Here is an 18,738-nt window from a genome sequence, read left to right on the forward strand (position 1 = left end):
ACTCTCCCGTACGACCGCCGCAAGGAGCACAAGCCGTGACCGAGCACCCCGCAGAGCACGCCGCGTGGGGCGAGCCGGACCCGGCGGCGGCGCCCGCGGCGACCGCCCCCATCACCCCGGCCGACGCCGCCGACGCCGCGCGCCTCGTCGCCTTCGGGCTCCAGCCCAAGCTCCAGCCCGCTCGCGACCAGGAGTACGCCGAACTGCTGCGCCGGTACCGCGAGGACCCGCCGTTCGCGCGGCTCGCCGACGCCGTCGCCGCCGGGCTCGGGCTCGTCGTCCTGGAGGTGTCCCCGCGCGCGGGGATGGCCGTGACGGCCGCCGAGGACTCCGTGTTCGCCGTCCGCATGGGCGACTACGCCCGCCGTACGGCCGCCGACTCCACCGACCGCTTCCTGCACGGTCTCGCCCATCTCGCCGTCGCCGCCCTGGCGTTCCCGCGCCCCGAGGACCTCGCCGACGACGGATACATCGGACGGGTCACGGTCAACGGCGTCGACGCCTTCGTACGGCAGGCCTGCCACCGCCTGGAGGAGCGCGCCGAGGAGCAGGGCGAGAACTCGGATCCGCAGACCGACGCCCCCGGCCTGGAGGCCGCCTGGCGGATCTGGGCACGGCGCAGCTCGACGGGCGCCACCAAGGACGCTCGCCGCCTCGCCGGATCGACCACCGGGATCATCGGCAAGGCCGTCGCGTTCCTCACCGACTCCGGGTTCCTCCAGCGCACGGGCGACGACTCCGGGGGCACGTACCGCACCACCGCCCGCTATCAGCTCCAGGTGCGCGACATGGCGGGCGGCGCCGCCATGGCCGAGCTCCTGGAGCTCGGCATCGTGCCCGTCACGGACGGGTCCGCGACCCTGTTGCCCCCCGACGAGACCGACGATCTGGAGCTGGCCGCCGACGCGGGGCTGCCCTTCCACTCCTGAGCCTCTCGCCCCACCCCCACCTTCCTGCTGTTCCCCACGACTTACGACGAGAGTCCGCCGCCATGTACGAGCTGTCCCGGGTCCGCCTCTACTCCATCGGCCCCGCCGGTGCGCGCTACGCCGACACCGTGCTTGACCTGCGCGGCGTCGGCGCGGAGGTGCCCGACCCCGCGCCCGCCCAGGCGGAGTTCTTCGAGGACGAGCCGGTCGGCCCTCCCCGCCGCCCGGCGCCCGCGGGCGTGCTCTTCCTGGAGAACGGCGGCGGCAAGTCCGTCCTGCTCAAGCTGATCTTCTCGGTGATGCTGCCGGGGCACCGGAACACGCTGGGCGGCGCGAGCTCCGGAGTGCTGCGCAAGTTCCTGCTCGCCGACGACTGCGGGCACGTCGCCCTGGAGTGGCAGCACACGCTGACCGGCGAGTGCGTCGTCGTCGGCAAGGTCAGCGAATGGCGTGGGCGCCAGGTCTCCAACGACCCGCGGAAGTTCGCCGAGGCGTGGTACTCCTTCCGTCCCGGGCCCGGCATGAGCCTGGACTCGCTGCCGGTCGCCGAGTCCACCGCCGTACGGCCCTCCGTGGAAGGCGCGTCGGGCGCCCAGGGGCGGCGGCGTACCATGAAGGGCTTCCGTGACGCGCTGACCGACGCGGGCAAGGCGTACCCCCACCTCGAAGTGCACTGGGAGGAGATCCACGACCGCTGGATCGAGCACCTCGGCGACCTGGGCCTCGACCCCGAACTCTTCCGCTACCAGCGCGAGATGAACGCCGACGAGGGCGAGGCCGCAGGCCTCTTCGCGGTCAAGAAGGACTCCGACTTCACCGACCTGCTGCTGCGCGCCGTCACGGACACGCGCGACACGGACGGCCTCGCCGACCTCGTCCACGGCTTCGGCAACAAGCTGGGCCGCCGCTCCGAACTCATCGCCGAACGGGACTTCACCGCGGGCTCCGTCGACCTGCTCGGCCGGATCGTCGACGCCGCCGACGCACGCTCACGCGCGCGTGACGTGCACGCGGGAGCCGAGCGGCGCACCCGCGCGCTCGCCCGCCGCCTCTCGGCGCGCGCCGTCGCCGAGCGGAGCCGCGCGGGGGATCTCGCCGAGCGGGTCACCGCCGCCGCGCAGACCGTCACCACGGCGGAGGAAGCACGCGGCAGGTCCGCCCTGATCTCCGCCGAACTCGCCTTCCGGCACGCCTCCTTGGCGCTCACCGTCGCCGAGAAGGCCGCCGCCGCCCAGCGCCGTGAGCTCGCCGACGCACGCCAGCTGCACGCCGCCTGGCAGGCGGCCGAAGCCGTCCTGCGCCACCGCGCCGCCGCCGACCGCTCCGCGCGCGTGGCCTCCGCGATCCTGGAGGCCGAACGGGACGCGGCGCCCGCGCTGGCCGCCCGCTCCAAAGCGGCTGCCGATCTCGTCCGCGTCCTGCACACCGCGGCCGAGGGCGCCGAGTCCCTCGCGAACGAGGAGGAGGAGCGCTCGGCCGCGCTCCAGCAGACCGGCGAGGCCGCCCACCGCGACGCCACCGTCGCCGCGACCGAGGCACAGCGCGCCCGCAGCGAGGCCGGACACCTGCGCCAGCGCCTCACCGAGGTCGAACAGGAGACCGCGGAGGCGGTCCGCGCGGGCTGGCTGGACGACACCGCACCGGACGCCGACCCGGCGCGCGCCGCGCTGGCCGCGAGCGACGCCGAGAAGACCACGGTGACCGCCTGGGACGCCGCCCGCGAGGCCTCCGTGCGCGCCACCGAGCACGCCAAGGAGGCAGCCGCGGCCGAGGCCCGCGCCGAACTCACCGCGGCCCGCGCCTCGGACGCCGCCGACGCGGCCGAGCACGCGTACGACGCGGAGCGCCGTGCCGCCGAGTCGATCGCCGAGGACGAGCGCCTCGCCGAACTGCTCGGACTTCCCGGGGCGAGCTCTCCGGGCGGCGTGCCACAGCCTCGCCAGGGAGCCGGAGAAGCGGGCGACGGCAGCGACAAGGCGGAGCCGGCCACCGCCACGGCCGGATCCGCCCGCACGGCCACCGCCACCCGCCTCCAGACCGAAGGCCCCCTCTCCCTCACGGAGCTCGACCGCAGCGCCGACGACCTCCGCACCCTCCTGGAGGACGGGGTCGCCTCCGCCGAGCGGCAGCTCTTCGAACTGCGGACCGCCGCCGCCGACGACTCCCGGATCCTGGGCGCCCTCGGCGACGGCGGACTCCTGCCGCCGGGACCCGACGTCCTGGCCACCGTCGAGTTCCTCGGCGAGCACGGCATCCCCGCTCTCCCCGGCTGGCGCTACCTCGCACAGGCCGTCGACCCCGCCGACCACGCGCGCGTGCTCGCCGCCCGGCCCGAGCTGGTCGACGGCGTCGTCATCACCGACCCCGCCACCCACGCACGGGCCCGCGAAGCGCTCGCGGGCGCCGCCCTGCTGCCCCGCTCCGCCGTCGCCGTCGGCACCGCCGCCGCTCTCCTCGCCCCCACACCGGGCGAGGACGCGGGCGGCGGCACCGACGGCAGCGTCTTCCTCGTCCCGCCGAACCCCGCCATGCACGACGAACACGCCGCCGACGAGGAGCGCCAGACGCTCCGCGCGCGGGCGGCACAGCGCGACGAGGAGATCCGAGCGCTCGCCGTGCGCCTCGCCAAGGACCGCGAGCTCGCCGCGCGGCTCGCCTCCTGGCGGGGCGGCTGCCCGGCCGGACGCATCGAGGAGCTCGCCGCCGACGCACGCAGCGCCCGTGCCTTCGCCGAAGAGGCGGAGGCCGAGCTCACCGAGGCGCGCACGGTCCGCGCCGAGGCCGACGAGGCGGCGGCCGAAGCGGCACGCGCGCGTGACGAGCGGCAGGAGGCCGCGCAGCGCGCGCGGCGCGCCGCCGACGCCCTCGCGGGGCTCGCGTTCCGTCTGCGCGAGCGCGCGGGCTGGCAGGCCAAGCTGCGCGAACTCGCCGATGACGCCGTCGAGTCGGAGTCCCGCGCCCAGGCCTGCCTGGACCGTGCCCGCGCCGCCGACGAGGACCGGCGCTCGGCCCAGCGCGCCGCCGACGACGCCCGCCGCACCGCTCGCGCCCTGCGCGCCGAGCGCGCCGAGATCGCGGGCGCCCCCGAGGACATCCCGGAGGACACCAGCGCCCCCAAGACGTCGCTGCCCGCCCTCCGCGAGGCCTACCGCGCCGCGTCCCAGCTCTACGAGAAGGTCGGCGTCGGCGCCGACCTGCGCGCCGAACAGGCCCGCGCCGAGAGCGACGAGAGCGGCGCCCTGGCCGAGCTCGACCGGCTCAGCAACAAGGTCCGCACCCGCGCCGCCACGCTCCTGGAGGGCACCGATGGCTCGGACGGCCCGTCCCGCCAGGCCGCCTCCGCTCGAGCGGAGGCTCAGGTCCAGCTCCTCGAGACCCGCGCCTCCGCCGCCAGCGAGCAGCTCGGCAGGCTCCGCGGCGAGGCCGAACGGCTCGCCCCGCAGGACGACGCCGACGCGCACACCGAGCTCCCCGAAGAGCTCGTCCCCGCCGACGCCGAGCAGGCGCAGGCCCTACTGCGCACCGCCACCGGCGAACTGGCCGCCCACACCGAGGCGTTGAGCCAGGCAAAGGACGCGCACGCCACCCTCCTGCACGCCCACCGCGCCACCGAGGACGCGGCGGGCGGCTTCGACGAGACGTCGGCCCTCCTGCGCGATTTGCTGCGCGAGCAGCACCAGGACGCCGAGGGCGCCGCAGCCGCCGAGGAGACCGAGCCCTACCCCGGCACCCTCGAAGAGGCCCGCCAGTCCGCGTCCGAGGCCCGGCGCTCCCTGCGCGGCTGTGCCGCCGACCTCTCCACCGCCGAGGCCGCCGTCCGCGAGGCCAGCGACATCCTCGTACGGCACGCGAACTCCACCCGCTACGAGCAGGTGCGCACCCCCGCCCGCCAGCAGATCCGCGAACTGCCCGCGTCCGCGCTGCCCGAGCACGCCAAGAAGTGGGCCGACGCCTTCGCGCCCCGCCTGCGCGTGCTCACCGACGAGCTGGAGCAGCTCGAGCGCAACCGCGACAGCATCGTGGACCGCCTGCGCGGGCTCGTGGAGTCCTCGCTCGCCACGCTGCGCTCCGCCCAGCGCCTCTCGCAGCTGCCCGAAGGGCTGGGGGAGTGGTCGGGCCAGGAGTTCCTGCGCGTCCGCTTCGAGGAGCCCGACCAGGCGACGCTGACCGAGCGCCTCGGCGAGGTCATCGACGAGGCCACCCGGGCCGCGGTCAAGAAGAACTCCGACATGCGGCGCGACGGAATGTCCCTGCTGCTGCGCGGAGTCCAGGCCGCCCTTGAGCCGCGCGGCATCGCCGTGGAGATCCTCAAGCCGGACGCGGTGCTGCGTGCCGAGCGGGTGCCGGTCGGCCAGATGGGCGACGTCTTCTCCGGCGGCCAGCTCCTCACCGCCGCCATCGCCCTGTACTGCACGATGGCCGCCCTGCGCAGCAACGACCGGGGCCGCGACAAGCACCGGCACGCCGGCACGCTCTTCCTCGACAACCCCATCGGCCGCGCCAACGCCACGTACCTCCTGGAGCTCCAGCGGGCCGTGTCGGACGCGCTCGGCGTGCAGCTGCTCTACACCACCGGCCTGTTCGACACGACCGCGCTCGCGGAGTTCCCGCTGGTCATCCGCTTGCGGAACGACGCGGACCTGCGTGCGGGGCTGAAGTACATCAGCGTCGAGGAGCACCTGCGGCCGGGCCTGCCGCAACAGGACCCGGCCGAGGAGACGGTGCACGGGGAGATCACGGCGACGCGCATGTACAAGCGCCCGGCACCCACCTCCTGAGCAGAGGTCCTAGCCCAGCCGCTGGGTCAGCCACTCATGGAAAAGACCGATGTGATGCTCGGTCGGCACGAGCACCCCGCCCCCGCGATAGGCACGTGAGGCCATCGCGGGCTGGGTGCGCTCGCAGGCCTCGAAGTCCTGTTCGTTGACCCGGTGGAAGAGCTCTACGGACTTGGTCAGGTCGACACCGGACGCGACGACCTCGGGTGCGTACAGCCAGTCGCACTCGACGACCGTGCGGTCCTCGGCCAGCGGGAACATCCGGTGCAGGATCACATGGTCGGGCACGAGATTGATGAAGACGGTCGGCTTGATCGTGATCGCGTAGTAGCGCCGGTCCTGGTCATCGGCGACCTCGGGGAGGCGGCCGAAGCCCGCGCTGCCGTCGACGGTGAATCCGCTGACCTCCGCACCGAACGAGGCGCCGTGCCCGACGTAGTACTGGGCGGCGAACCCGTCCGCGAACTCCGGCAGAACGTCGGTCAGTTCGGGGTGGATGGTCGCGCAGTGATAGCACTCCATGAAGTTCTCGACGACCAGCTTCCAGTTGGCGCGCACGTCGTACGTGACGCGCTTGCCGAGGGCGAGCCCCTCGGTCCGGTAGCGCTCGATGGACGCCGCGTCGCCCAGACGCTCCACGGCCGCACCGATGACGGTCTCCTCGAAGGACGGCGGTTCGTCCGCCAGACACACCCAGGCGTAGCCGAGCCACTCCCGCAGCGCGACCTTGACCAGGCCGTACGCGGCGCGGTCGACGTCCGGCATCTTCACCAGGTTCGGCGCGGCGATCAGTTTGCCGTCGAGGTCGTACGTCCATGCGTGGTACGGGCATTGGAGCGCGCGGCGCACCTCGCCGGACTCCTGTGTGCACAGCCGGGCGCCGCGGTGCCGGCAGATGTTGAGGAAGGCGCGCAGCTCCCCGGAACGGGAGCGCGTGATCAGGACGCTCTCGCGGCCGATCTGCACGGTGCGGAAGGCGCCGGGCTTGTCGAGGTCGGCGGCGCGTACCGCGCAGAACCAGAGGGACTCGAAGACGCGTTCCTGTTCCTGCCGGAAGATGTCGGGATCGGTGTAGAAGTGGCCCGGCAGCGTGGTCATCAGGCTGGCGGCGGACGGGGCCTCGGGGGTCGTCGTCACGGTGGCGTACTCCTCAAGCGGGCGCGGCGGCCAGGCGGCTGGGGTCGAAGAGCTCGATGGGGTGCTCGGTGGCGCCCCGCAGCGCCAGATCGGCGACGATCTCGCCGACGACCGGCACGAACTTGAAGCCGTGCCCGGAGAACCCGGCCGCCACGGTGACCGAGTCCGGGTGGGCCGGGTGGCGGGCGATGACGAAGTGCTCGTCGGGCGAGTTGGAGTACATGCAGGTCGCGGCCTTGAGGAACTGCCCCGGCAGGGAGGGGATATGGCCGGACATGTGCTCCGCCATGGCGGCGACCTCGTGTTCGTGGACCGTGCGGTCGATGGTCTCGGGCGTGCAGGGCGTGCCCTTGCGGAAGAAGGCGACCTTGGCGCCGAGATCGGGGCCGTCGATGGCGGGGAAGCCGTAGACCTGGACCTCGTCCGCGTCCTCCCAGATGTAGATCGGGTGGTGCTGCGGCAGGAAGGGCCGCACTCCGCCGGTCGGCTGGAACCAGTACATGACCTGCCGCTCGATGGTGAACGGCACCCCGATGTCGGTCAGGAGCCGCGGTGCCCAGGCACCCGGGCAGATGACCAACTGCCCGGCCGTGTACGTGTCTTCGGCGGTGTGCACGCGCACGCCGTCCCGGTACGGCTCCCAGCGCGTCATCGGCTCCTCGAAGTGCAGGTCGGCGCCCTGCCGCGTGGCGAGCTGGAGATGCGCGGCGACGGTGTTCTCGGGGCGCACGAGCCCTGCTCGCGACTCGTACAGCGCGACCTCGTCGTCGCGCGGGCTGAGCGTTGGGAAGCGGCGGCGTATCTCGGGGGCGTCGAGCATCTCGTGGGGGAGGTCCCACTGCCGAGCGGAGAGCAGCGAACCGGAGACGGTGCGGGACTCGGGGCGGCCGACCATCACACCGCCGCACAGGGTGGCGATCTCGCGGCCGGTGTCGCGCTCCAGGCGTGCGTACAGCTCGTACGAGCGCAGGAGCAGCGGGACGTACGCGGGGTCCTCGAAGTAGGACTGCCGGGTGATGCGCGAACCGCCGTGGCTGGAGCCGCGGTGGTGGACGGGCCCGAACTTCTCCAGGCCGAGGACACGGGCGCCGCGCGCGGACAGGTGGTGGGCGGCGGCGCTGCCCATGCCGCCGAGGCCGATCACGATCACGTCATAGGTGGGGGACACGGAGCTTCCTCCAGAACTGCCGGACCTTGGGGGCCTCTAGCGGCGGATGCGGGTCATCTTCGGGTCGAACAGCGGCTCTTCGGCGACCGTCGCGGGGACCTTCTCGCCGAAGTACTCGACGTGCACGCTCGTGCCCGTCTCCAGCGGCGGAAGCCACGCGTAGGCGACGCAACGGCCCAGCGTGTAGCCGTACGAGGCGCTGGTGACATACCCGGCCGGCACCCCGTCGACGAAGACGGGCTCCTTGCCGAGGACCACGGCGGCCGGATCGTCGAGCAGGAGAGCGGTGAGCCTGCGCCCCGGGGAGCCGAGGCGTTCGAGCGCGGCCCGGCCCACGAAGTCACCGCGGTCCATGCGGACGGCGAAGCCGACCCCCGCCTCGTACGGATTGTGCTCGGTGGTCATGTCATGGCCCCAGGCGCGGTAGCCCTTCTCCAGGCGCAGACTGTTGAACGCCGACCGCCCGGCCGCGATCACGCCGTGCTCCTGCCCCGCCTCCCAGAGGGTGTCCCAGAGCCGGAGCCCGGTGTCGGCGTCCGTGTAGAGCTCCCAGCCCAGCTCACCGACGTACGACAGCCGCATCGCCGTGACCGGGACATGCCCTATGTACGTCTCCTTGGCGCGGAAGTAGCCGAACCCCTCGTGTGAGAAGTCGTCGCGGCTGAGCGGCTGCACGAGGTCGCGGGCGAGCGGGCCCCAGACACCGATGCAGCAGGTGCCGGAGGTGATGTCCCGCAGGTGCACGTCGCCTGGGGCGTGGCGCAGCAGCCAGTCGAGATCGGCCGGGCTGTTGGCGCCGACCTGGAAGCGGTCCAGGGCGAGCCGGGCCACCGTGAGGTCGGAGCGGATGCCCCCCGACTCGTCCAGGAGGAGGGTGTACGTCACCGCGCCGGGCTTCTTGGCCAGGTTGTTGGAGGTCATGCGCTGCAGGAAGGCGAGCGCGCCGGGTCCCGACACCTCCAGGCGGCGCAGGGGCGTCATGTCGTAGAGGGCGACCTTCTCGCGGGTCGCCCTCGCCTCGGCGGCCGCGATCGGCGACCAGTGGCGGGCCGACCAGGCGTCGCGTTCGGGGACCTGGACGCCCGCGAGAAGCGGGGCGTTGGCCTCGTACCAGTGCGGGCGCTCCCAGCCGCCGCCCTCCAGGAAGACCGCGCCGAGCTCCTGCTGCCGGGCGTAGAAGGGGCTGACGCGCAGTGGCCTGGGCCGGTCCATGGGCTGCAGGGGGTGGAGGACGTCGTAGACCTCGACGAACTGCTGGGCGCCGCGGTCGGCGATGTACGCGGGGGAGCGCTGGGCGTCCTCGAAGCGGGTCAGGTCGCAGTCGTGGACGTCGATGGAGGGCCGCCCGTCGACCATCCACTCGGCGACCGCCCTGGCCACGCCCGCGGAGTGCGTCACCCACACCGCCTCGGCCAGCCAGAAGCCGCGCAGCGCACGGGACTCGCCAAGGACCGGCATCCCGTCCGGGGTGAAGGAGAAGACACCGTTGAAGCCCTCCGCGACGTCCGTGTCGCGGAGTGACGGCAGCAGCCAGCCGCAGTCCTCCCAACTCGGCGCGAAATCCTCCTCGGTGAAGGGGTACGAGGACGGCATCTCCGCCGCGTCGTCGTACGCCGGGACCGTGAAGGCGTCCACGGGCAGGGGCCGATGGGCGTAGGAGCCGATGCCGATGCGGTCGGTGTGCTCACGGAAGTACAGATCACGGTCCTGGAAGCGGAGGATCGGCTTCGAGGCCTCCGTGCGCGGGTCGTTGACGCCCGCGAGCTCGGGCAGCGGCCCCGTCTTCGCGTACTGATGGGCGAGCGGCAGGAGGGGTATGTCGACGCCGGCCATGCGCCCGACCACCGGCCCCCAGAAGCCGGCCGCCGACACGACGTGGTCGGCGGAGAAGGTGCCGCGGTCGGTGACGACGGCGGTGACGCGTCCTTCCTCCTGCTCCACGCCCGTCACGGTGTGCCGGTCGAGGAAACGCGCGCCACGCGCGCGTGCCCGCTCGATCTGCGCGCGGCAGGCGAGCACGGCGCGGGCGAGCCCGTCGTCGGGGGTGTGCAGGCCGCCCAGGACCTTGCTCTCGTCGATGAGCGGCCACATCTCCTTGCACCGGGCCGGACCGACGAGGTCCGCGCGGATGCCCCAGGACGCGGCGTACCCGGCCTTGCGGTGCAGGTCGGCCCAGCGCTCGGGCGTGGTGGCGAGTTCGAGGCCGCCGACCGGGTTGAAGCAGGAAAGGCCGTCCACTTTCAGGGACCCGAACTTCTCCACCGTGTACGTCGCGAAGGCGGTCATGGTCTTGGACGGTCCTGTCTGGAAGACGAGGCCGGGGGCGTGCGAGGTGGAACCGCCGGGGGCGGGCAGCGGACCCTGTTCGAGGACCGTGACGTCGGTCCAGCCGCGGGCGGTCAGCTCGTCGGCGAGCGAGCAGCCGACGATGCCGGCGCCGATGACGACGACGCGCGGCGTCGCGGAACGGCCGCTCACAGGACCACCACCGATCGCAGGACCTCACCGCGGTGCATCCTGCCGAACGCCTCCTCGACCTGGTCGAGCGTGATGGTCTCCGAGACGAAGCCGCCGAGGTCGAGCCGCCGGCTCAGGTACTGGTCGACGAGGATCGGGAAGTCCCGGGTCGGCAGACAGTCCCCGTACCAGGACGACTTGAGGGCGCCGCCCCGCGAGAACAGGTCGATCAGCGGCAGATCGATCCGCATCTCCGGGTCGGGCACACCGACCTGCACCAGCACACCCGCGTGATCCCGCATGTAGAAGGCCTGCTTGTACGTCGACGGGGTGCCGACCGCGTCGATCGCGACGTCGACCCCGTAGCCGCCGGTGAGCTCGCGGACCGCGTCGACCGGGTCCGTGCCGCGGGAGTTGACGGTGTGCGTGGCGCCGAACCTGGTCGCGCCGTCGAGCTTGCCCTCGTCGATGTCGACGGCGATGACACGGCGCGCGCCCGCCAGCGAGGCACCGGCGATGGCGGCATTGCCGACGCCGCCGCAGCCGATGACGGCCACGGTGTCGCCGCGGCCCACCCCGCCGGTGTTCACGGCCGCCCCGTAGCCGGCCATCACTCCGCAGCCGATGAGTCCGGCGGCCTCGGGGCGGGCCGCGGGGTCGACCTTCACCGCTTGCCCGGCGGCGACCAGGGTCTTCTCGGCGAAGGCGCCGATGCCGAGGGCGGGGCTCAGGGGAGTGCCGTCCAGCAGGGTCATGGGCTGGGCGGCGTTGCGTGAGTCGAAGCAGTACCAGGGGCGGCCGCGCAGGCAGGAGCGGCAGCTTCCGCAGGGGGCGCGCCAGGCGAGCACCACATAGTCGCCGGGGGCGAGATCGGTGACATCGGTGCCGACCGCCTCGATGGTGCCGGCGGCCTCATGGCCGAGCAGGAACGGGAAGTCGTCGTTGATCGCGCCTTCCCGGTAGTGCAGATCCGTGTGGCAGACCCCGCAGGCCTGCACGGAGACAAGTACCTCTCCCGGTCCGGGATCTGGCACGACGATCGTCTGCACCTCGACGGGTGCGCCCTTTTTCATGGCGACGACGGCACGGACCTCGTGTGGCACGGCCAGACTCCTCTGCTGTTGCGCACTGCACGACGGGTTGCGCTATGAGAGACATAGTGGGAACGCCATCAAGAGGCCGTCAAGGGGTGGGAGTTAACCCTTGGCAAATCCGCTGGGCACGGCGAAACGCGATCGGCACACGACCGGCGCGGGTGGGGCGCGGGCGCGGTGCGGGGCCAGAGAAAAGGCGAGGGCGGAACCGGTGACTCCCGGCTCCGCCCTCGCCCGCGGCGTCTACTGGCGGCGTCTACTGATCGTCGGTCAGAAGCCGTAGCCCATCCGCCGCGACAGCTCCAGGGCCGCGGCGACCGTGCGCTTGGCGAGCTCGGTCAGGCGGTCCTCGGTCAGGCGGTACACGGGCCCCGACGCGCTGAGCGCCCCGATCACCTTGCCGTCGTGCGCCCGCACCGGCGCGGCGACGGCGGCCAGGCCCACCTCGAGCTCCTCCACGGCGATGGCGAACCCTTGGTCGACGACGGCCTCCAGCTCGCCGCGCAGCGCCACCGTGCCGGTCACCGTGTGCTCGGTCAGGCGCGGCAGCGTCCGCGCGATCAGGCCCTCGCGCAGCGTCGTCGGCAGATGGGCGAGGAGGATCTTGCCGCTGGAGGTGGCGTGCAGCGGGGTGCGTCTGCCCAGCCAGTTCTGCGCGGTCACGGACGCGGGGCCGCGGGCCTGCATGATGTTGACCGCGGCATCGTCGTCCAGGATCGCGATGTTGACCGTCTCGCCCAGCTCGTCGGCGAGGTCGCGGCAGACCGGGCCGCCCTCCTGGGAGATGTCCAGACGCACTGCCGCCGCCCCCGCGAGGCGGAGTACGCCGGCCCCCAGGAAGTACTTCCCGCGGTCCTTGGCCTGGCCCACGAGGCCCCGGTTCTCCAGCACGCCGAGCAGCCGGAAGGCCGTCGACTTGTGCACCCCCAGCTCGTCGGCGATCTCGGTGACCCCGGCCTCGCCGAGCCGGGCGAGTATCTCCAGGACGCTGACCGCGCGGTCCACGGACTGGACGGACCCCGGTGCCGATTTCGCCTGCTTCTCACGGGACTCGGGTCGGTTTTCGGGGCGGTTCCCGCGCGGCTCCTCGTTCTGATCAGGCTGTTTCCGGGTGCCGGTCATATCTCAACTCTCACCACCTCGCGGCCTGTTGAAGCCGCATCTTCGGGAAGCCCTTGACGCGGTGGGCGTCCCGACCGGATTCTGTTGCGCATAGCGCTCCCTCGTGCGCCATGCGAAACATCATGTTACCGAAGGGTCCTGTGCCGAGAAGGTGTCAGGACCGGGCCGAGAGAGATCAAGAGGGGGGCCCAATGATTCCCGTCTGCCGCCTTGAAGACCTCCCCGCGGGCGAGTCCGTCCGTGTCGACACCACGCCACCCATCGCGGTGTTCAACGCCGAGGGCGAGATCTACGCCATCGACGACACCTGCAGTCACCAGGACGCCTCCCTCTCCGAGGGCTGGCTCGAAGGATGCCTGGTCGAATGTCCGCTCCATGCCGCCTCATTCGATCTCCGCACCGGGATGCCGACCTGCCTGCCCGCCCGCCGCGCCGTGCGCACCCACCGGGTGAGCGTCGACGACGGCACGATCCACGTCCACCTCGTGGCCGAGGAGGGTTCCGCCGCATGAGGACCATCACCGTGGTGGGCGCCTCGCTCGCCGGGCTCTATGCGGCGCGCGAGCTGCGCGCCCAGGGATACGACGGACGGCTCGTGATCATCGGCGACGAGCCGCATCAACCGTACGACAGGCCGCCGCTCTCCAAGGACTTCCTCGTCGGAAAGGCCGAAGAGGCCCAACTCGCCCTGTCGGACGACGAGGAGAGCGGCGAACTCGCCGCCGAGTGGCTGCTCGGGGTCCGTGCCCGTGGCCTGGACCCGCGTGGCCGCACCGTGCTCCTGGAGGACGGCCGGACCGTCGCGAGCGACGGGGTGGTCATCGCGACCGGCGCGTCCGCACGCCGACTGCCCGGGCCCTCCCTGACGGGGGTGCACACCCTGCGCACCCTGGACGACGCCCGCGCCCTGCGCACGGAGCTGACCGCGGGGCCGCGGCGGGTCGTCGTGATCGGCGGTGGATTCATCGGCGCCGAGACCGCGTCCTCGTGTGTGGCGCTCGGGCACGAGGTGACGGTCGTCGAGGCCGCACCGCTGCCGCTCCTCCCGCAACTGGGCGATGCCATGGCCTCCTTCTGTGCCGGACTGCACGCGCGCGGGGGAGCGGAGCTCGTGACGGGCACCGGTGTCGCCGCGCTGCACGGCGAGACGGCCGTACGCGCGGTGGAGCTGGCCGACGGCCGGCTCCTCCCCGCCGATGTGGTCGTCGTCGGCATCGGGGCCGTCCCCAACACCGGCTGGCTCGCGGGCTCGACCGTCGCCGTGGGCGACGGAGTGCTCTGCGACGACGGCTGTGTCACCGGGCTGCCGCATGTCGTCGCGGTGGGCGACGTCGCCCGCGTGGGCGGCGCGCGGGCCGAGCACTGGACGAGCGCCACGGAGCAACCCCGCGTCGCCGTACGCAACCTGCTGGCCGGGCACACCGCCGAGACCGTGCGCCCGCTGCCGTACTTCTGGTCCGATCAGTACGGCTCCCGCATCCAGTTCGCGGGGCGGCGGCGCCCCGACGACACCGTGCGCCTCCTCGAAGGCTCACCGGAGGAGGGCAGCTTCCTCGCCGCGTACGAGCGGGAGGGACGCACCACCGCGGTCCTTGGCGTGGACCGCCCGCGCCCGTTCATGCGGATGCGGCGCGGCCTGCTGGCCGAGGTGCCGGTCGCGGCCTGACCCCTACGGGTGCGACAACTGCCCTGCCCCGCCACGCCTGCGTATGCGTTCCTCGTTCCGCGCCGTCGTGCGTGCCTGTCGACGGGCCTGGCGGCGCTCGCGCCGCAACTGACGTGCCGTGCTGCTCGGCACCGACACCACGCCGTTCCGCTGGTTCCACACCTGGCGGGTGACCCACACGTCCAGAACACCCCAGGTGGCGACGACGGTGCTGGCCACGCTGCTGAGCACCATCGGGAAGGACAGCCATGATCCGGCCAGCGCGCACAGGAACGCCGTCATCGCCTGTATCAGGGTCAGCGCCACGATGATCACGGCTCGCACCGCGGCCGTGCGCACCGGATCCGGCAGGCGGCGTCTGCGCGCCGGCTCCTCGACCCACAACTCCCTGCGGCTCTCGGGCTCCCCGCGGTCCTCGGACTCCCCGCGGTTCTCGATCTCCCTGTGGTGCTCGCCGTACTGACGCCTGGATGCCCCGTGCTCATCCGCGGTCGTCCTCTGGCGTTCTGCCGTGCCCATCAACTCGTCACTCCCCCGATGCCCCCACGGGCCGTTCGATGAGATGCCGGCGGATCCGACCTTCCAGTGGCTGCCCGGTATACGCAGCTTTACGCCACCTGATGACGGCATGCGGTCTCTGGTGCCCGCTGTCCCCAACTCCCTTACCGAAAGACGAATGAGGGACCGGGATGATTCCCGCACGGTTCGGAAAAGCGAAGAGTTCCGGCCAACTGGGGCCCGGGGCAAGGCGGACTGTGCCGAGTGGCATGTGCCACACGCGGGATGCAATCTCCCGAATTGGAGGGACAACTGGGGACGGCCCTTTTGCGTCACGGCTGAAATCCGTCCGGACGTGCCTTCGAGTTGCTCCTGTGTCAGTAGTAGGCTCACGCCGTTTGTTGACGCACATGTGTGCCCCTGGCCATAGCGCGGCCACAGGGGGCCGATCTGGGGGAGGCCATGCGCTTTCGCGGGAAGTCCATCCGCCGGAAGATCGTGGCATTGCTGCTGGTGCCGCTCATTTCCCTGACCGCGATGTGGGGTTTTGCCACTTACCTGACCGGCCAGTCGGCCAAGGACCTCATCGACGTCTCCAAAGTCGTCGACAAGATCGGCTACCCGATCGAGGACACGGCCCGGGTCGTCCAGCAGGAACGTCGCCAGACCCTCGTCTATCTCGCCGACCCCCGCGCCTCCGACGCGCTCGCCGCGCTGCGCCGCAGCCGGACGGCGACCGACGAGATGGTCGCCAAGGTCGTGGAGAACGCCGGGCACGAGGACGTGCGGGACGAGGTCACCGGACAGTCGGCGGACCGCCTCGCGTCGCTCCTCGACTCCTTCGAGGGCATCGATTCGCTGCGCCGCACGGTCGAGGAAGGCACGATCACCCGGGCCGGCGCGCTGAAGATGTACACGAAGCTGATCGACCCCTGCTACGGCTTCCTGATGACCCTGCACGGTCTCGACGACGTGAAGATGGACCAGCAGGGCCGTGCCCTCGTCGGCGTGACCCGCGCACGTGAACTGCTCTCCCGCGAGGACGCGCTGCTCGGTTCCGCTCTCGTCGCACGCCGACTCACCAAGGCCGAGATCCGGCAGATCTCCGACCTCAGGGCCCAGCGCACGCTGCTGTACGAGGTCAACCTCGCCCAGCTGCCCGAGGAGGAGCGCGCCGGGTACGAGCGCTACTGGAACGGCGCGGAGACCACGGAGCTGAGGTCCGCCGAGAAGGCCGTCGTCGAGTCCTCGCCCGGCACCCCGCGCGCCGTCACGGCGGCACGCTGGGACGCCGCTGCGGGCAAGGCGCTCAAGGACCTCGCCGAGCGCGACAAGGCGGCGGGCGACCGCTTCCAGGACCGTGTCGAACCGGTGGCGGTCGGCGTCATCGTGCGCGTCGTCGTGGCGGGCGTGTTCGGCCTGCTCGCGCTCCTGTTCTCGGTCTTCATGTCCGTGCGCATCGGCAGCAGCCTCATCCGCGACCTGCGCCGGCTGCGCCTGGAGGCCCACGAGGCCTCCGGCGTCCGGCTGCCCGGCGTGCTGCGCCGCCTGGCGGCGGGCGAACAGGTCGACGTGGAGACCGAGGCACCACGCCTGACGTACGAGAAGGACGAGGTCGGCCAGGTCGGCCAGGCCCTCAACACCCTGCAGCGCGCCGCGGTCGAGGCCACCGTCAAACAGGCCGACCTGCGCCGCGGCGTCTCCGAGGTCTTCGTCAACCTCGCCCGTCGCAGCCAGGTGCTCCTGCACAAGCAGCTCACCCTGCTCGACACGATGGAGCGCAGGACCGAGGACACCGACGAACTCGCCGACCTCTTCCGCCTCGACCACCTCACCACCCGCATGCGGCGGCACGCCGAGGGCCTCGTGATCCTCTCCGGCGCCGCCCCGTCCCGGCAGTGGCGCAAGCCCGTCCAGCTCATGGACGTCGTCCGCGCGGCCGTCGCCGAGGTCGAGGACTACGAACGCATCGAGGTGCGCCGCCTGCCGCGCATCGCCGTCACCGGGCCCGCCGTCGCCGACCTCACCCACCTGATGGCCGAACTCCTGGAGAACGCCACGGTGTTCTCGCCGCCGCACACCGCGGTGCAGGTCCTCGGGGAGCACGTCGCCAACGGCTTCACCCTGGAGATCCACGACCGGGGCCTCGGCATGGCCGCCGACGCGCTCCTGGACGCCAACCTCCGCCTCGCGGAGACCCCGGAGTTCGAGCTCTCCGACACCGACCGCCTCGGCCTCTTCGTGGTCAGCCGCCTCGCCCAGCGCCAGCGCGTACGCGTCTCCTTGCAGCCCTCTCCGTACGGCGGGACCACCGCCGTCGTGTTCATCCCGGAGACGCTGCTCACGGACGACGTCCCGGACACGAACGGCGTCGGATTCCGTCTCGACAGGCCACAGCCCAAGGAGGCCGTGGGCCGCGACGCCACGGGTGACAAGCAGGCCGCGCTCGGCCAGGTGCCCGTACAGCTCCCGGGGCTGCCCGCGTCCCTCCTCGACGGTCCCGTCGAGCTGGAGGCGCCGGTCGGCATGGCGGGCCTCGACCCCTTCCCCGGCGCGCTCGGCGACCTCGACGACGCCGACAGCGAGCGCGGCGGACTCTTCCGCCCGCGCCGCCGCATGGCCGGGGTCCAGGGTGACGAGCAGCATCAGCAGGCCCGCGACGAGCGGGAGACGGGCGAGCGCGAGCCCACCCGCCCCGACGCCCTGCCCACGCGCGGCAACGGAAGCACCGGCCCCTTCGGCGCCCCCGGCGGCGACGAGCCCCCCGGAGACCCGGTACAGCTGCCCCGCCGCAGGACCCCGAAGCTGGTCTCCTCGCACGGCCGCCCCGTGACGCACAACAGGCCCCGGGGCGCGGCGGAGGACAACGGCACGGCACTGGAGCGCCCCGAGCGCCCCCAGACGCCCGTGGGACGCCCCCAGGGCGGCGCCGTGGACCGCGACCGGGGCAGCCGTCCCGTCGCCGAGCCCATCGACCTGCCGCGCCGCCCGGAGCCGCAGTCCGCCTGGCCCGACCTCTCGCCGCCGCACAGCGACGTGACCGCGGCCGACGCCCCGCCGGACCTCCCGCGGCGCAGCCGCCGTACGGAGCCCTCGCACACGGAGCCCTCGCGTACGGATTCCCCGCGCGTGGAGCCCTCGCGCACGGAGACCGAGTCCCGCGTGGGCCCGGCGCCGGCGCCCACCACCGCACCCGGCGGACTGCCCCGGCGCGTCCGCCAGGCCAATCTCGCCCCACAGTTGAAGGACGGACCGGACCAGCGCACGGAACGCGACTCGGCCCCGGCCACGACCAGGCCGGAAGAGCGCGACGCCGACGAGGTACGCAGCCGGATGGCTTCGCTCCAGCGTGGCTGGCAGCGTGGCCGTGAAGAGAACGCCGCGGGCGAAGACGCCTTGGACGGCACAGCACCAGGAACGACATCTGAGGGGGACGGTCGATGACCGCACCGAAGGCCGACGCACGTACCGCCACACCCGGGGCAGCGAGGGAGCTGAACTGGCTCCTCGACGACCTGGTGCAGCGGGTCGCCAGCATCCGCAAGGCGCTCGTGCTCTCCGGCGACGGCCTGCCCACCGGCGTATCGGCGGATCTGACCAGGGAGGACAGCGAGCACCTCGCGGCTGTCGCCTCCGGTTTCCACAGCCTCGCCAAGGGCGTCGGGCGCCACTTCGAGGCGGGCAGGGTCCGCCAGACCGTGGTCGAGCTCGACGACGCGTTCCTCTTCGTCACGGCCGCGGGTGACGGCAGCTGCCTCGCCGTCCTCGCGGACGCCGACTCCGACGTGGGCCTGGTGGCCTACGAAATGACGCTGCTGGTCAAGAGGGTGGGTGTGCATCTGGGTACGGCGCCGCGCACCGACCTGCCCACGGGAGGGTAGCGGGAGGG

Annotated in this window: 12 protein-coding genes; 6 read left to right on the forward strand and 6 right to left on the reverse strand. The window is 72.7% G+C overall.

Going from position 1 to position 18,738, the window contains the following annotated elements:
* Window positions 1-35 precede the first annotated feature (35 nt).
* Both AB0E78_RS39845 and AB0E78_RS39850 read left to right on the forward strand, forming a co-directional pair.
* A complete protein-coding gene (locus AB0E78_RS39845; protein WP_361843978.1) occupies window positions 36-929 on the forward strand; it encodes a hypothetical protein in 894 nt (297 codons plus the stop codon).
* A 62-nt stretch (window positions 930-991) separates the two neighbouring features.
* On the forward strand, window positions 992-5,707 hold the full coding sequence (locus AB0E78_RS39850) for a hypothetical protein (RefSeq protein ID WP_361843980.1): 4,716 nt from the start codon (window positions 992-994) through the stop codon (window positions 5,705-5,707).
* A gap of 9 nt (window positions 5,708-5,716) precedes the next feature.
* Here AB0E78_RS39850 and AB0E78_RS39855 read toward each other — a convergent pair whose 3' ends face one another.
* The 5 genes from AB0E78_RS39855 to AB0E78_RS39875 form a co-directional block, all read right to left on the reverse strand.
* Window positions 5,717-6,844, reverse strand: a complete 1,128-nt coding sequence (locus AB0E78_RS39855; protein WP_361843982.1) for an aromatic ring-hydroxylating dioxygenase subunit alpha — start codon at window positions 6,842-6,844, stop codon at window positions 5,717-5,719.
* Between the two features lie 13 nt (window positions 6,845-6,857).
* Window positions 6,858-8,012, reverse strand: a complete 1,155-nt coding sequence (solA, locus tag AB0E78_RS39860) for an N-methyl-L-tryptophan oxidase (protein ID WP_361843985.1) — start codon at window positions 8,010-8,012, stop codon at window positions 6,858-6,860.
* A gap of 36 nt (window positions 8,013-8,048) precedes the next feature.
* On the reverse strand, window positions 8,049-10,490 hold the full coding sequence (locus AB0E78_RS39865) for an FAD-dependent oxidoreductase (RefSeq protein ID WP_361843988.1): 2,442 nt from the start codon (window positions 10,488-10,490) through the stop codon (window positions 8,049-8,051).
* Window positions 10,487-11,572: an S-(hydroxymethyl)mycothiol dehydrogenase gene (locus tag AB0E78_RS39870; protein ID WP_361843990.1), complete on the reverse strand. Its 1,086-nt coding sequence runs from the start codon at window positions 11,570-11,572 to the stop codon at window positions 10,487-10,489. Before AB0E78_RS39870 ends, AB0E78_RS39865 begins: the two co-directional genes overlap by 4 nt.
* Window positions 11,573-11,833: 261 nt before the next feature.
* Window positions 11,834-12,685, reverse strand: a complete 852-nt coding sequence (locus AB0E78_RS39875) for an IclR family transcriptional regulator (protein WP_361843993.1) — start codon at window positions 12,683-12,685, stop codon at window positions 11,834-11,836.
* Between the two features lie 191 nt (window positions 12,686-12,876).
* Here AB0E78_RS39875 and AB0E78_RS39880 point away from each other — a divergent pair, with 191 nt between their 5' ends.
* Entirely contained in the window at window positions 12,877-13,197 is a 321-nt protein-coding gene (locus AB0E78_RS39880; RefSeq protein WP_361843995.1) for a bifunctional 3-phenylpropionate/cinnamic acid dioxygenase ferredoxin subunit, read from the forward strand.
* Window positions 13,194-14,351, forward strand: a complete 1,158-nt coding sequence (locus tag AB0E78_RS39885) for an FAD-dependent oxidoreductase (RefSeq protein ID WP_361843997.1) — start codon at window positions 13,194-13,196, stop codon at window positions 14,349-14,351. The genes AB0E78_RS39880 and AB0E78_RS39885 overlap by 4 nt, the downstream gene beginning before the upstream one ends.
* Before the next feature lie 3 nt (window positions 14,352-14,354).
* Here the strand turns inward: AB0E78_RS39885 and AB0E78_RS39890 are convergent, their stop codons facing one another.
* Window positions 14,355-14,870 carry a hypothetical protein gene (locus tag AB0E78_RS39890; RefSeq protein WP_361844000.1) on the reverse strand — a complete coding sequence of 172 codons (516 nt, stop codon included), beginning with the start codon at window positions 14,868-14,870 and terminating at the stop codon, window positions 14,355-14,357.
* 441 nt (window positions 14,871-15,311) lie between these two features.
* Between AB0E78_RS39890 and AB0E78_RS39895 the strand changes: the two genes are divergently transcribed.
* Complete coding sequence (locus AB0E78_RS39895; RefSeq protein WP_361844003.1) at window positions 15,312-18,293, forward strand: nitrate- and nitrite sensing domain-containing protein; 2,982 nt, start codon at window positions 15,312-15,314, stop codon at window positions 18,291-18,293.
* On the forward strand, window positions 18,290-18,730 hold the full coding sequence (locus AB0E78_RS39900; RefSeq protein WP_361844005.1) for a roadblock/LC7 domain-containing protein: 441 nt from the start codon (window positions 18,290-18,292) through the stop codon (window positions 18,728-18,730). The genes AB0E78_RS39895 and AB0E78_RS39900 overlap by 4 nt, the downstream gene beginning before the upstream one ends.
* The last annotated feature ends 8 nt before the right edge of the window (window positions 18,731-18,738 follow it).

This window comes from Streptomyces sp. NPDC032198 (assembly GCF_040636975.1).
GTDB lineage: Bacteria > Actinomycetota > Actinomycetes > Streptomycetales > Streptomycetaceae > Streptomyces.